General features: G+C 34.2%; 15 protein-coding genes. 11 read left to right on the plus strand and 4 right to left on the minus strand.

Annotated elements, in window-relative coordinates; all coding sequences use genetic code 11:
* The first annotated feature begins 8 nt into the window (after positions 1-8).
* The 5 genes from CLAN_RS03010 to CLAN_RS03030 are packed head-to-tail and all read left to right on the plus strand — an operon-like array spanning position 9 to position 4,248.
* A complete protein-coding gene (locus CLAN_RS03010; protein WP_100590557.1) occupies positions 9-1,388 on the plus strand; it encodes a sodium-dependent transporter in 1,380 nt (459 codons plus the stop codon).
* Positions 1,389-1,395: 7 nt separating this feature from the next.
* Entirely contained in the window at positions 1,396-2,592 is a 1,197-nt protein-coding gene (locus CLAN_RS03015) for a M48 family metallopeptidase (protein WP_100590558.1), read from the plus strand.
* On the plus strand, positions 2,579-3,370 hold the full coding sequence (prmC, locus tag CLAN_RS03020) for a peptide chain release factor N(5)-glutamine methyltransferase (RefSeq protein WP_100590559.1): 792 nt from the start codon (positions 2,579-2,581) through the stop codon (positions 3,368-3,370). Before CLAN_RS03015 ends, prmC begins: the two co-directional genes overlap by 14 nt.
* A complete protein-coding gene (locus CLAN_RS03025) occupies positions 3,371-3,844 on the plus strand; it encodes a DUF4149 domain-containing protein (RefSeq protein WP_100590560.1) in 474 nt (157 codons plus the stop codon).
* Complete coding sequence (locus CLAN_RS03030; RefSeq protein ID WP_096013403.1) at positions 3,844-4,248, plus strand: YbgC/FadM family acyl-CoA thioesterase; 405 nt, start codon at positions 3,844-3,846, stop codon at positions 4,246-4,248. Before CLAN_RS03025 ends, CLAN_RS03030 begins: the two co-directional genes overlap by 1 nt.
* Before the next feature lie 7 nt (positions 4,249-4,255).
* On the opposite strand, the gene CLAN_RS03035 is transcribed toward CLAN_RS03030, so the two are convergent.
* The 3 genes from CLAN_RS03035 to CLAN_RS03045 are packed head-to-tail and all read right to left on the minus strand — an operon-like array spanning position 4,256 to position 6,511.
* A complete protein-coding gene (locus CLAN_RS03035; protein ID WP_100590561.1) occupies positions 4,256-5,395 on the minus strand; it encodes a hypothetical protein in 1,140 nt (379 codons plus the stop codon).
* Positions 5,392-6,003, minus strand: a complete 612-nt coding sequence (locus CLAN_RS03040) for a uracil-DNA glycosylase family protein (RefSeq protein ID WP_100590562.1) — start codon at positions 6,001-6,003, stop codon at positions 5,392-5,394. The genes CLAN_RS03035 and CLAN_RS03040 overlap by 4 nt, the downstream gene beginning before the upstream one ends.
* A gap of 25 nt (positions 6,004-6,028) precedes the next feature.
* Entirely contained in the window at positions 6,029-6,511 is a 483-nt protein-coding gene (locus tag CLAN_RS03045) for a GNAT family N-acetyltransferase (RefSeq protein WP_096013400.1), read from the minus strand.
* Between the two features lie 335 nt (positions 6,512-6,846).
* On the opposite strand from CLAN_RS03045, the gene purD reads away from it, so the two are divergent.
* The 6 genes from purD to CLAN_RS03075 are packed head-to-tail and all read left to right on the plus strand — an operon-like array spanning position 6,847 to position 14,450.
* Positions 6,847-8,091, plus strand: coding sequence for a phosphoribosylamine--glycine ligase (gene purD / locus CLAN_RS03050; RefSeq protein WP_100590563.1), 1,245 nt, complete (start codon positions 6,847-6,849; stop codon positions 8,089-8,091).
* Entirely contained in the window at positions 8,091-8,549 is a 459-nt protein-coding gene (locus CLAN_RS03055) for an RDD family protein (RefSeq protein WP_096013398.1), read from the plus strand. The genes purD and CLAN_RS03055 overlap by 1 nt, the downstream gene beginning before the upstream one ends.
* Positions 8,539-10,722 (plus strand): LPS-assembly protein LptD, encoded by a 2,184-nt coding sequence (locus CLAN_RS03060; protein WP_100590564.1) that lies wholly within the window; start codon positions 8,539-8,541, stop codon positions 10,720-10,722. The genes CLAN_RS03055 and CLAN_RS03060 overlap by 11 nt, the downstream gene beginning before the upstream one ends.
* Positions 10,719-11,426, plus strand: coding sequence for a phosphoribosyltransferase family protein (locus CLAN_RS03065; protein ID WP_096013396.1), 708 nt, complete (start codon positions 10,719-10,721; stop codon positions 11,424-11,426). Before CLAN_RS03060 ends, CLAN_RS03065 begins: the two co-directional genes overlap by 4 nt.
* A complete protein-coding gene (locus tag CLAN_RS03070) occupies positions 11,416-13,596 on the plus strand; it encodes a polyribonucleotide nucleotidyltransferase (RefSeq protein WP_096014799.1) in 2,181 nt (726 codons plus the stop codon). The genes CLAN_RS03065 and CLAN_RS03070 overlap by 11 nt, the downstream gene beginning before the upstream one ends.
* 11 nt (positions 13,597-13,607) lie before the next feature.
* Positions 13,608-14,450: a universal stress protein gene (locus CLAN_RS03075; protein ID WP_096013394.1), complete on the plus strand. Its 843-nt coding sequence runs from the start codon at positions 13,608-13,610 to the stop codon at positions 14,448-14,450.
* Position 14,451: 1 nt separating this feature from the next.
* On the opposite strand, the gene CLAN_RS03080 is transcribed toward CLAN_RS03075, so the two are convergent.
* On the minus strand, positions 14,452-14,811 hold the full coding sequence (locus CLAN_RS03080; RefSeq protein WP_096013393.1) for a histidine triad nucleotide-binding protein: 360 nt from the start codon (positions 14,809-14,811) through the stop codon (positions 14,452-14,454).
* Positions 14,812-14,979: the final 168 nt, after the last annotated feature.

The following is a 14,979-nucleotide window of genomic DNA, read 5'->3' on the forward strand; positions in this document are numbered from 1 at the left end:
GGATATTAATGGTAGAAAATAGACAAACTTGGAGTTCTAGGCTTACTTATATCTTAGCTGTTGCGGGTGCTACTATCGGCTTTGGCGCTACATGGCGTTTTCCATATTTGGTAGGCGAAAATGGCGGCGGGGCTTATGTTTTGATCTTTTGTATAGCTATGATTATGATCGGGATTCCTATGATTTTGGCTGAAAATGCCATTGGAAGACGGCTGCGTATTAACTCTGTAGATGCCTTTGGTGGCTACGCAAATGGCAAAAAGATAAATCCACTATGGAAAATTGTAGGTTGGATGGGGATTTGCGGTGCCTTTGGGATTATGGCCTATTATATGGTTATTGGCGGTTGGGTGTTAGATTATATCTATAATATTATTGTTGGTAAATTCGATATTTCAGAGCCTATTGATGCTGCTATTACGGCTAAATTTTATGATAAAAATATTATAAACTCACCACTTGCTATTGGTATTACAACAGCAGTTTTTGTTATAATAAACTATATTATATTAATCAAAGGCGCAGTAGAAGGGATAGAAAAAGCCGCTAAATACCTAATGCCTTTACTATTTATATTGATGCTTGCGATGGTGGTTAGAAATATCACACTTGATGGGGCGATGGATGGGATTAAATTCTATCTTACGCCAGATTTTAGCAAGATAAGTATGAAGCTATTTATCGATGTTTTGGGGCAGGTCTTTTTCGCTCTATCTTTGGGATTTGGGGTGATGATTACACTTTCTAGTTTTTTAAGAAAAGATGAAGATCTGATAAAAACATCTATTATCACAGGTGTTATCAATACGATAATTGCCGTGGTAGCTGGATTTATGATCTTTCCATCGCTATTTACATTTGGAATTTCACCTGATAGTGGGCCTAGCTTGGTTTTTAAAAGTTTGCCAATTGTATTTTCTAATATGTTTGCTGGGCAGATTATCGCTATTTTGTTTTTTAGCTTGCTTATGATAGCGGCACTTACAACATCTTTGCCGATATATGAGGTGATAATAACACTCTTAGAAGAGAAATTTAAAATCAAGAGAAATAATGCTATAGCAATTGTGCTTATTGTGATATTTGTAATTGGCAATTTACCATCTTTGATGGCGACAAATATTTTATCAGATATTACAATTTTTGGCAAAAATATATTTGATGCTTATGATGCCATTAGTGCTACTATATTTTTTGTTTTAACATCGCTATTTTGTGCGTTATTTGTCGGTTGGGTGCTAAAAGATGAGGCTAAATCAGAGATAATGCATGGCACCAAAAGTTCGAAAAAGGTGGTAGATATATGGTTTTATTATATTAAATTTATAATTCCTTTTATAATTTTAGTTATATTTATCAGTAGTTTTTATAATAATTTTTTGAAGTGAGATTGAGATGCTTTGGATTTTGATTGGTTTATATGGTTTGTTGACTATCTATAGGGTTGTTTTGAGTATTTTACAAATTAAATTTATAATTAATGCTAAAGAGCCTGTGGTATTGTCAGCTAGTGAGTTTGAGAGTGCTGCGAAAATAGCTATAACAAAGCAAAAATTTGAGATAGCTCAAAATATTTATTCATTTTTTATAGTGGCTTTATGGAGTATTTGGGGAGTTAGTGCTATGCAAAATTCCCTTGGTGGAGTGGAGTCAGCTTTAATCAAAGATAGCTTATTAGTAACTCTATTTTTGGCTATTATGGTGGTTTTGAATTTGCCATTTGATATATATAATACCTTTGTAATAGATAAAAAATTTGGCTTTTCAAATAGCACGGCTAAGCTTTTTATCATGGATCTTATCAAGAGTTTAATTATGATTTTGATATTTGGATTTGGGGTTTCGTGGGTGCTTTTGTTGTGCTATGAGCTTTTAGGGGCTAGTTGGTGGATATGGGCTTTTGGGATTAGTTTTGGACTGATTTTGATAGTGAATTTGATATACCCAACTTTGATAGCACCGATATTTAATAAGATAACCCCATTAGAAAATAGCGAGTTAAATTTGGCTATTAATGAGCTTTTAAGCTCTTGTGGATTTAAGAGCAGTGGCGTCTATAGTATGGATGCTAGCAAGAGAGATAATCGCTTAAATGCTTATTTTGGTGGTTTGGGTGCGACAAAGAGAGTTGTGCTATTTGATACTTTGATAAATAAGCTTGATAAAGATGAGATTATCGCTGTTTTAGGGCATGAGTTGGGGCATTTTAAACATAAAGATATAATCAAAAATATTATTTTAATGAGTGTTGTGCTATTTATATTATTTGCGATTTTTGGTAATATCCCAGATAGTTTTTATACTGCTTTAGGGGTTGAGCCAAGCGGCGGGGGATTATTTCTGTTTTTCTTATTATATTCGCCTTTATTTATGGTGATAGTTGAGCCTGTGATATCTACATTTTCTAGGCTGCATGAGTTTGGTGCTGATGAATTTGGAGCTAGTAAGACTAGTAAAGATAGTATGATTTTAGCACTGAAAAAACTTGCTAAAGAGAATAAATCTTTCCCACTTTCTCATCCATTTTATAGCTTGGTTTATCACTCGCATCCGACTTTATATGAGAGGTTAAAGCGTCTTGAGAGTCTGTGATGGGCTGGGCTTGGCTAAGGAATTTGGTAGCTATTTTGCCTATTGTTTGATGAGTTTTCATCTAGGTAAAAATAGAGAGTGGATATTTCTACACTCTAACGATGAGTTGGAGCGTCAAAGCGAGTTTATAACTTTGCTTGATAGATATAGAGATGGTGAGCCTTTGGAGTATATCACTAGGCGATGCGAGTTTATGGAGCGAGAGTTTGAGGTGGGAAGCGGTGTTTTAATTCCACGAGTTGAGAGTGAAATTTTAGTTCAAAAAGCATTGGATATAGCTAAGAAATTTAACTCTATAAGCATTGCCGAAATCGGCGTTGGTAGCGGAATCATCTCTATATCTTTGGCTTTGGAGTTAAAAAACGCCAAGATAGTTGCTAGCGATATCAGCCCTAAGGCTTTGGAGTTTGCTAGGATTAATAGAGATAAATTTGGGGCTAATGTGGAGCTTGTAAATACAAATTATCTTGATGGGATTGATGGTGAGTTTGATATAATCATCTCTAATCCACCATATATAGCCAAAGATTATCCACTTGATAAATGGGTATTAAATGAGCCTAAAACAGCGCTTATAGGTGGCAAAGTTGGCGATGAAATTTTAAAAGATATCGCCAAAATAGCTAAATCAAAAGCCAAATATCTTATTTGCGAGATGGGCTATGACCAAAGAGAATCTATGAAAAATTATCTTGATATGTTAGGTTTTGAGAGTGAATTTTATAGAGATTTGGCTGGTTTGGATCGTGGATTTGTAGCTTATAATAAAGGAAAATAAATGGTTAAATTTAGAAGTTTTTATCTGTTTTTACTTGGTATTTGTATCGGTGCGGAGCTTGCTATTGGGATATTTATGGCGCCTGTGATATTCTATCCATCGCAATATATCGGTGAGGGCGTTTTAAGCCACTATCAAAGCGGTCAATTAATGACTCAAGTATTTTTAAAATACAATATTTTGCTTATTTTTATCTCATCACTAATTTTGCTTTTTGAGATTGTGAATTTAAAAACTAGTGAGAGCTTTAATTACAAAATTAGTGCGTTTTTTCTCTCACTTATTATAGTGCTTTTGGCTATGTCGTTTGTATTTTATTTCACGCCATATATTCTTCAAGCTCAAAAAATCGGCGCCGAAGCAACTGCTACGGCTGAATTTATCAGTATGCATAAGGCGAGTGAATTTGTGATGAAAGCTATGCTTTTGGCTCAAGTGGCACTATTTTTCATTAGAGCACGCAAGGAGAGCTAATGGGATTTAGGGTTAGAATTTATTATGAAGATACTGATAGCGGTGGGATTGTATATCATAGCAATTATATTAAATTTTGCGAACGAGCTAGGAGCGAAATAGTCTTTAACTCAGGGATCGAATTTACCCAAAGTCGCCACTTCGTAGTAACTAAGTTAGAAGCGAGTTATATCAAACCAGCAGTTTTAGGCGATATACTAGAGGTCAAAACCAAGCTTATCAAAGTAGGCGGTGCGAGCCTAACCTTAGCCCAAGATATCTATAAAGTAGCTGATATCAAAGGGTGCTCACAGATGGAGTTGCTATTTCGTGCTAAGGTTATCGTGGGATTTATATGTGATGGGAGATTATCAAGGCTAGATCCTAAATTTGCTGAAATTTTCACTAAATTAAATCAAGATTGATCTAAAATCAATCTTCACTAATGTAAAATCCATAGTTTCCAGCACGCATAATATCTATTTTGTATTGGACTTGATTGTTTTGAATGCTCTCTTTGAAGATGGCTTTTTGGCTCTTATCGATATAATTTAAATATATAAAATCCATCCCAATCATCGTAGAATAAGCCACCCAATCATATATAAGCTTCTCACCTAAAATTTCGCTTAAAGTCTCTAGCTGACTATCAGGAGTCATTATAGAGTTAGCGATATATAAATTTTTGCGATCACCATTTTGAGTAAGGCTAATTAGAGCGCTATTATAATTAAGTTGTGTGGATAGAAGGATATGAGGATTTAGCTCAAAGACTCTAAATTGCGAACTTAATAAGGCAGTTTTAATCAGTGGTGTGTTGAGAAAAATGGAGCTATTTTTGAGTTTATAATTGTTTTTTAGAAAATTTAATTTTATATCGTTACCTTCAATATTGTTTATATATGGCTCATTTGTATTAGCTGCAACTATGGAATTTAACATATTTGAGACGCCACTTCCATCGCCAAATGCGGCTATTTTGCCATTTGCTTTTGTTAGTAGCTTTTGAATTTGTGCTTCATAGTCAATGCCACCAAAAAATATATTTGAGTTTGGGTTTTTGGCTGATTTGATATTTATAGTTGGAATATAAAATATTAAATCATCGTATTTATCGCTATTTATATGCTCTAAGCCATTTATAGTAAGTGGAGCGATAAAGTACTTAAATCCAGCATTTTTAGCTCTTTGTATAGCGGAATTTAAGCTATCTTTGCTCTCATCGCCACTATAAAATATCTCAATATGTGAGCCAACATCACGCTTAAATATATAGGCAAAGACAGAGTCGCTCACCACTATTGAGTAGCTTTTGATTATATGTTGCGGGATGATTAGAGCAACTTTTATATCTTTTCGTCCAATATCTATTTGAGGAGTATTTAATAGCTTTTTAATATCACTATAATAGCTTTTAATTGGCTCTTTTATGGTGAGCGGACTATATATAAATTGGATAAAATCCATACCATTAGCGAGTTTGTCTAAGCACTCTTTATCGCATCTATTTTGCGCATTTGAGTGTGTAAAAATCATACAAATAACAAAAAAAGCTATAATTAAATTTTTCATATATATCCTTTAATTTTCTTTAAATCTGATATAAATTCAGTAGTTTTGCTAGGATTTTTATCCACCCAACTACTATCAAAAGTAGGCATATATAGTGAATTTTTAAACCTATATACACCACCTCTATGACTATCAAATGAGCTATTTTTGGCTATATATTTAAAGCAATTTTCCCCAAAGCTTACTATAAATTTAGGCGATATAATATCAATCTCTAACTCAAAAAACTGCGAGCAAATATCTATATATTTTGGCTCAGAATTTTTATTGATACACTTTAAAATATATGTAAAATACAAGCCACTGATGCCGATATCAGCCATTTGTAGATATCTAATTAGCGAAGCACTAGGAGAGCAAATCCCGCTTTTATCGCTTTTTATATCTGGGCTTTCAAAGACAAAAACTACCTTATAGCTATCGCCACTACCGATTACGGCTTTGTTTCTGCTTTTACATAGTTGGCATAAATTACAGCTTTTTATCTGTAAATTTAGCATTTTAAGCGAGTTAAACTCAGCGTGATCTTTTTTAATTGATTTGTTATTGCTAATGAATTTAAACCCCATTGCACGAAGCATCTCAAGCTCATAAATAGTGTAGCTCATAGCCGTTATACTACCAAAAAGCGATTTAATCTTTAATAAAATTTGCTAAATTCTCAAGCTCTTTACCATCAACTCTTAAATGAAAAAACTCATCTCTATTTTTAGCGCCAATTTTATGATAAAATGCTAGGCTTGGCTCATTCCAAGTTAAGCACTCCCACTCAAGGCGACCTAAATTCTCATCTAAGCAAATTTGAGCTAACTTAGCCAAAAATCTCTTACCGATTCCTTGATTGCGATATTTGGCCTTTACATAAAGATCTTCAAGATAGATCCCGCCACGACCTAAAAAACTAGAAAAAGTATAGAAATATATAGCATAACCTATGATATTTTCGCCCCGTTGACAAACCAAAATTTTGGCATAATTTTTCTCAAATATTGATGAGGCAAACTCATCATAGTTAAATTTGATTTTATCACTCATTTTTTCATACTCGGCTAGCTCTTTTACAAGGGCGATTATCTCATTTAGATCATCTTTTTTAGCGGCTCTTATTTGATACATTTTTTACCTTGAATTTGGATTTAAAAGCTAGATTATAACAATTTAGAGCTGAATTTGAAAAAAAATAGTTTAAAAGCTAGTTATAATGCCAATTTTTAAGTCAAATTTGTATATAATTTTATTGCCTGGATGGCTCGACAGCATTTTTACGAAGGTCCAACAAATTAGTATTAGCGAAGATGTGCAGAAGTGGTGTGACGCGACTTTGTTTGAAGCCTAGTAGGTTTAGAAGCTGCGACCTAAAGCGGCTGCCTATTTGCAAGATTGGCTTTATATTAGGGCCGATTCTACTATGCACCGACCATCTGGGTATTTTAAATTTAAATAGGAAATATATGAATATCTTAATTATCGGAAGTGGCGGTAGAGAATACGCTATAGGACTTAGATTAACCCAAGATTCTCAAAAACATAATCTTTTTTTTGCTCCGGGTAATGGGGCGACTTCAAATTTAGGACAAAATGTAGATATCAAAGATTTTAATGAGCTAGCTAAATTCGCTTTAAATAGCAAAATAGAGCTTACTATAGTAGGCCCAGAAAATGCCCTAAGCGATGGCGTTGTGGATATTTTTAAAGCTAATAATTTAAATATTTTTGGCCCTACGAAATCGGCTGCTAGATTAGAGAGCTCAAAGGCTTATATGAAGGAATTTTTGGCTAAAAATGGCATAAGAACGGCTAAATTTATTAATACTAATAACTATGAAGAAGCGGCTAAATTTATAGATAGTTTAGGTGATATAGTGGTGGTAAAGGCCGATGGCTTATGTGCTGGTAAGGGCGTTATAATAGCCAAAAGCAAAGATGAAGCCAAAAAGGCTACAAAAGATATGTTGAGTGGCAAGAGCTTTGGTGAGGCTGGAAGTAGGGTTGTGATTGAAGAGTTTTTGGATGGATTTGAGCTAAGCTTTTTTGCTATTTGCGATGGAAGCAACTTCGTATCCTTGCCAGTAGCACAAGATCACAAAAGATTATTAGATGGCGATGAGGGGCCAAATACCGGTGGAATGGGTGCTTATGCTCCAAGTCCTTTAGCTGATGAAAATTTGATAAAACGAGTTCAAAAAGAGATTATAGAGCCAACTCTTAAAGGAATGCAAGATGAGAATGCCCCATTTTGTGGGGTTTTATTTGTAGGATTGATGGTGGTAAATGGTGTGCCTTATGTGCTTGAATTTAATGTAAGATTTGGTGATCCTGAGTGTGAGGTTTTAATGCCACTTATCAAAGGCGAATTAGGTGAGATATTGCGTGGTGCAGCACTTGGGAGATTAAATAAATTTGATCTTGATGATGGATATGCTGTAGGCGTGGTATTAGCTAGTAAGGACTATCCATATAAAAGCAGCCCACTAGCCAAAATAGCAGTAGATAATATCCCGCAAAACTCACACATAGCGTATGCTGGAGTATCATTAAAAGATGGTGAATTATATGCTAGTGGCGGTAGAGTCTTAGTAGCCGTTGGCAAGGGTGGAAGTGTAAAAGAGGCTAGAGATAGAGCCTATGACTTAGCTAAAAATATTAAATTTGATGGTATGCAATACCGCAAAGATATCGGATATCAGGCACTTTGATGAAAGAGAGTTTAGAAGAGAGATTATATAGAGAAAATATCACTATAGCTAGTATCAATAGGCGAATTTTGGCATATGCTATAGATGATATTATCATATCTGTATTATTTATGCTTATATATTGGGATTTTATAGCTAAGACTAGCGCTATTGGGGTTGAAGCGACATTAAATGCGATATCGGGACTATTTTGGCAAATTGCGCTTATGAAGGTTATATATCATACATTTTTTATATGGTATTACGCAGCCACGCCAGGTAAGATGATCTGTAAAATAGTCTGTATAGATACAGTTATGCTATCTAGGCCAAGCCTTAGTAGTAGTTTTCTTAGGGCTTGTGTGAGACTTTTGAGTGAGAGTCTGTTTTATATCGGATTTTTATGGGCATTTGGAAATTCTCAGCGCCAAACTTGGCAAGATAAATTAGCTAAGACTGTGGTTTGTAATGCGTATTAGATCGCTAGCTTTTGCCTTGCTTTTGTGTGGTGAGCTTTTTGGTAATGTAGAAAATGTAGAATTTTTGGCTAGTGATGTCCAAAAAGATGGCGATATAATCACTGCTAGTGGTAATGTTTTATTGTATTCGCAAAACTACTTAGCTAGTGCTGATAGTGCTAAATATGATCAAAAAAACAATATTATAGAGCTTTTTGGTAATGTCAGCTTGATGCGTGGAGAGTATGAAACTAGTAGATCTGAGTATGCTAGGATAGATTTAAATAGTAATGAGATGATCTTTGAAAATAGCTTTGTAATGGATAAGAAAAAAGAAATTTGGCTACAAAGCGATGAGAGTTGTAATAGCGATGAGAGAGTTAGCATAACGAACTCTATAGTCTCAAGTTGTAATGTGAGCGATCCAGATTGGCATATAGGATTTAGTAGTGGCGAGCTAAATAAACAGAGTAAATTCTTACATCTATACAATCCAGTATTTTATGTCAAAAATACCCCAGTTATGTATCTACCATATTTTGGTTTTAGCACAGATAAGACTAGAAGAACAGGGCTTTTAACTCCGCAATTATCATATAGCGGGGATGAGGGGCTTGTGTATTTACAGCCTATTTATATAGCTGAGTATAATGAGTGGGATTTGGAATTTGACCCGCAAATTCGAACTAGTAGAGGCGCTGGGATATACTCTACGCTTAGATTTGCTGATTCCCCATACTCAAGTGGATATATCCGTGGTGGGATATTTAATGAAAGAAGTGATTATAAACAAAAAGAGAATTTAAAAAATAGGCAGCACGCCGGTATAGAGCTAGGATATGATCGAGATAGACTAGTTGCTTATCTAATTGATGGTGATTTTCAAGAGGGATTGTGGATTGAGTTTATAAATTTAAATGATATTGATTATCTGAATTTACGAGGGAGAAATGAGGGCAATCACGACTCACTAGTTCAATCTAGGCTAAACTATTTTATCACCACTGATAATCACTATTTAGGAGCTTATAGTAAATATTATATCGATACGGCAAAGATAGGAACTAAATACGGCAATGATGATACGCTTCAAGAGTTGCCAAGAATCCAATATCATAGCTTTTTTAATACATTTATATTGCCGAATTTAACCTATGCATTTGATTTTAAATATCATAATTACACAAGAGAGATTGGTGCTAGTGCTAATCAATATGAGATGGAAGTGCCTATTGGGTTTCAATTTGGGTTATTTGATGATTATTTAAATTTATATTTGAGTGAGAATTTATATGCTTCTCATGTAGATTATAATAGAGCTAAATATTATAATGGCAAGGATTTTTATACCAATAATTATGATGATATCATCAACCACTATCACAGAATTTTGCTAGAGAGTGATCTATCTAGGGCTTTTAGTGAGTTTTATCATACTTTAAATTTCAAATTTGATTATATAAAGCCAGGTTATAATAATGGCGATATCAATGAAAAGCTTTTGAAATATTATCTAATTGAAGATGGAGTAGCATATAATGCTGATAATTTAGCACTTTTTGAAGATAATTTCATAGATAGAATTTCAAATACCTACACAACAGAGCGTATAAGATTTGAAGGTTCGCAGTTTTTTTATAACCAAAATGGCGAAAAGATATTAAGGCATAGCCTAAGACAGAGCTATAACTTTGATAGCGATGAGATGGAGAGTTTGGAAAATAGGGTGAATTTATACTATGGAAATTTAGATTTTGCTAATAAGATAGAGTATTCTTATATAGATAATGACTTATCAAAGATCCAAACAGGCCTTTTATATAAATGGAGTAAGTTTAGCGCAAAGGTGTGGCATACATATGACAAAAACTATTATAATGGCAATGCGTATGACAAAGAGAGCTATCTAAGTAGCAATATGAGCTTGAAATTACCGTATAATTATGAGTTTTTTGCGGGAGTGGATTATGACTTACAAAGAGATTATACAAAGATGTGGCAAAGTGGAATTCACTATAAAAGAAAGTGTTGGGACTATAGCTTGATATACAAAGAAGATATCGAACCTAAAAATACAAGCGCTGGTATAGAGTCTAAAAAGAGCCAAGGAGTATATCTATACTTTAGCTTCTATCCATTAGGTGAGGTTTCATATGATTTTGCTATTGAACAAGATAATAAGGCGTTAAATTGATAAATCCAAATGAGTTGAAATTCAAAGATGAGCTAGATGCTGCGAATAAACTATTAGAGGTATTACCACAAAAAGAGCTAATAGATGGCGATTTTGTGGTGGTTTGCTCATCATTAGATAGCGTTGTGTTAGCTGATATGGTGGCTAATAGACTTGAGCTTAGCTATGAGCTACTTTTTAGCGAGAGATTATACGCACCAAATAATCCAGAATGCGAGATCGCCATAGTGAGCGAGACTGAAGAGATAGTCTATAATAGTGAGCTAGTAAAGGCTTTTGATATTAGTTTGGATTTTATCTATGGTGAAGCGCACCGCAAATATGAAGAGAAAATTTTAAAAAATGTCTATAAATATCGCAAGGGTAAGCTTTTGGAAAATCTTCAAAATAGAAATATTTTATTAGTTGATTTGGGTTGTCAAACAGGCATTACAGCACTTGTGTGTATAAAATCGCTGATAAATTTAGGCGTTAAATCTGTAGTATATGCTACGCCACTTATCGCATCTGATATATTATCATATTTTAATACCCTAGTTGATAGCTTATATTACGCTAAAAAAATAAGCAATTTTGTAGATGTGGATTTTTATTATAGTTCTAGAGTTAATGTAGAGTCTGTGATGTCTATTTTAGAAGATAGTCCGCACTATTTGCCATTACAAAAAATACAAAAATCAAAAGGAGATATAAATGCAGTGTAGCATAGAGGTAAATAATCAAATTCAAATTTTCGATCTAAACAAGGTCGCTAAACAAGCTAGCGGAGCAGTGCTTTTAAGAGTGAAAAATACCGTAGTATTAGCTACAATAGCCAAAGAAGATAAGCAAGTTGAAGAAGATTTTTTGCCTTTGACTGTTCAATATCTTGAGAAGCAATACGCAGCCGGCAAAATCCCAGGCGGATATGTCAAGCGTGAGACCAAGCCAGGAGAATTTGAGACTCTTACAAGTCGTATAATAGATAGAAGCCTTCGCCCATTATTTCCAAAAGGCTACGCATATCCTACGCAAATAGTAGTTATGGTATTAAGTGCAGATCCAGAGGTGGATTTACAAGTTGTTGGGTTAAATGCAGCTAGTGTGGCTCTGTATTTGAGTGATATACCAGTTGAGCGTCCAGTTTGTGGGGTGAGAGTTGGGCATATTGATGGTGAGTTTGTCTTAAATCCTAGCAATTCTGAATTGAAAAAATCAACCCTTGATCTATATGTAGCTGGTGTTAAAGATGAGCTTTTAATGATAGAGATGAGAAGTTTGCCAACTATGATGAGCGATCTAGCACCTATGATGATAGTAGATCCAGTGGTGGATATGGGGCTTTGTAGTGATTTTATTCAAAAGCAATCTATGAATGAATTTGGCGAAGATAAGATGCTTGAAGCGATTAAATTTGCTAATGAAGCTATCATAAATGGCTCTAATGCCTATGAAGAGGCCTTTAAAGATTATAAAAAACCAGCAGCAAATTTAGAGTATAAAAGCGAGATAGAAAATAACGATATCGCAATTTATATAGATGAGTTTTATAAAGCTGAGGTTAAAAGTGCTATAAATCAGATGGCAAAAAGCGAAAGAGCCAGTGAGTTAAGTAAAATCGCTGACAAAATCGCATCTAGTGATACCGCGATAAGCGAGTCTTGGGATAGGGAGATTATCTTAAATATCTTAGGAAAATATAAGAAAAAGATTGTAAGAGAGCAGATAATCAATGAAAGCCTTAGAGCTGATGGCAGAGGCTTAAAAGATGTAAGGCCTATTAGCATTGAGACAAATATATTACCAAATGCTCATGGTAGCTGTCTATTTACAAGAGGGCAGACTCAAGCCTTAGTCGTAGCTACCTTAGGGACTGATAGTGACGCACAAATGAGTGAGATATTAACAGAAAAGGGCGTTGTAGCAGAGAAATTTATGTTTAATTATAATTTTCCAGGATTTAGTGTAGGGGAGGCTAGCCCTATTAAAGCACCAGGTAGAAGAGAGTTAGGGCATGGAAATTTAGCCAAAAGAGCCTTATATCCAAGCATAGATCTAGATAGCCCATACTCTATTAGATTAGTTAGTGAAATTTTAGAAAGTAATGGCTCAAGCTCTATGGCTAGTGTGTGTGGTGGCTCTTTGGCGCTTAGGGCTGCGGGAATTCAAAGTTCTAAATTAGTAGCCGGTGTGGCTATGGGGCTAGTATTTGAAGGCGATAAACACGCAGTATTAACTGATATTATGGGCTTAGAAGATCATGATGGCGATATGGATTTTAAAGTTGCAGGTAGCAAAGATGGTATAACTGCACTTCAAATGGATATCAAGCTTGGTGGGATTAGCTATGAGGTGTTACAAGAAGCACTCTTACAAGCCAAAGAGGCTAGAGAGCATATCTTAGCCATTATGGAAAAAGCCAGTGATGATATAGTTATAAATGAAGAAATATTGCCAAAATTAGAACTATTTAGCGTAGATCCATCAAAAATAGTTGATATAATAGGTCAAGCTGGTAAGACTATTAAAGAGATAATTGAGAAATTTGATGTAAGCATCGACTTAGATAGAGAAAAAGGTGAAGTCAAAGTCGCAGGAGCACAAAAAGGCAGAGTAGAAGCTGCTAAAGAGTATATAATCCAAATCACCCAAAAAGACCAAAAAATCAAAAGCGGCAAAAAAGATAGCAAAAGTATAGATAACTTCAAGCTAGGAGAGGAATTCAATGGAGAGGTTAAAAAGATAGCTACATTTGGTGCTTTTGTATCGCTAAGAGATGGCGTAGATGGACTTTTACATATCTCAAAGATCAAATCTCCTATCAAAGAAGGGGAGTTTTTGAATGTAAAAATAAGCGAGATAAAAGCTGGTAAAATTTCACTAGATTTAGTTTAAAAGGAGTTTCTATGGATGTTAAAAAGATATTTTTCCCATTAGTTCGCAATGATGAGGTAGAAAATCACATATATGGTGGTTTGTTAATAGCTAAGAAATTTGGGGCTCACATAGATTTTTTATCGTCTCAAATAGATCTTGAGTTGCTCTCAAATTTGGATATGACAATCAGTAGAAGTAATATGTTTGAATCCTTAAAAGGTGCTTTTGCTACTGAATTAAATGATCAAAAAAACAAAAATTACCAAATTTTTGAAAAAATTTGCGCTGAATTAGGCATCAGCATCGGCGATATCGCAGGCACAGCAAGTGCGAAATTTGAGACACAAAATGGCATTAGAAGCCGCCTTTATGAGTATGAGGCGAAATTTTGCGATTTAGTTGTGGCAGCGACTCCATTAAAGGGTGAGGCGACATCTACATTTGATGCAACTGTGATAAATAGTGGTAAAAATGCGATCATAATTCCAAATTCAATGAAAAAATTTAATATGGATAATATATTAATTGGTTGGAATGGAACAACAAGTATCTCAAGAAGCCTTACAAACTCAATTAATATTTTAAAACAAGCCAAAAATATCCACATAATAGTTACCAAAAAATATGACGATACAGCCTTAGATATCAAATCCAGACTTTTTAATTACTTAAAATATCACGATATAAAGGCTACATTTGAGATTGTAACTACTACAAATATCCCGGGCGAGGCTTTATTAGAAAATACCTTAAAAGGCAATTTTGATATGGTTATAGCTAGTAGCTATGGAGAACATGGGGTAAAAGAGATATTTTTAGGTGGTAGCACGAAGTATTTCTTAGAAAATACTCCAGTGCCGGTATTTATGTAGTTTAGAAGCTACTTTTTGGGTCGTGTTGGTGATTGTCAGTCCATTTAAGCATAGTGCCACCTAGCATATGAAAATGTAGATGCATCACCTCTTGACCGCTATTTTCACCACAATTAGTAACTAAGCGATATCCGGTTTTATCCACACCTATAGCGATTGCGACTTCTTGGATGAATTTTGTCATTTCACCCATTAAGGTTGAGTCCATCTCTTGGAAATTTTCATAATGTTTTTTAGGGATTATTAAGATATGAACAGGCGCTTTAGGATTTATATCATGAAACGCTAAAAATTTATCATCTTCTAAAACCTTATTTGAAGGGATTTGACCAGCTACAATCTTATCAAAAATACAAGACATTACTAAACTCCTAATATTAAAATTCGTGTTATTATATCAGATATTTTATATAATTTTTTATAAATTTAAATAATTTTTTATATTTTATTAAAGTTATTAAAATATCTTAAATCACCCGCTTTTGGTATATAAATAATCATAAATTTAACTTATAGATATCAATTATTT

The organism is Campylobacter lanienae NCTC 13004 (assembly GCF_002139935.1).
Classification (GTDB): domain Bacteria; phylum Campylobacterota; class Campylobacteria; order Campylobacterales; family Campylobacteraceae; genus Campylobacter; species Campylobacter lanienae.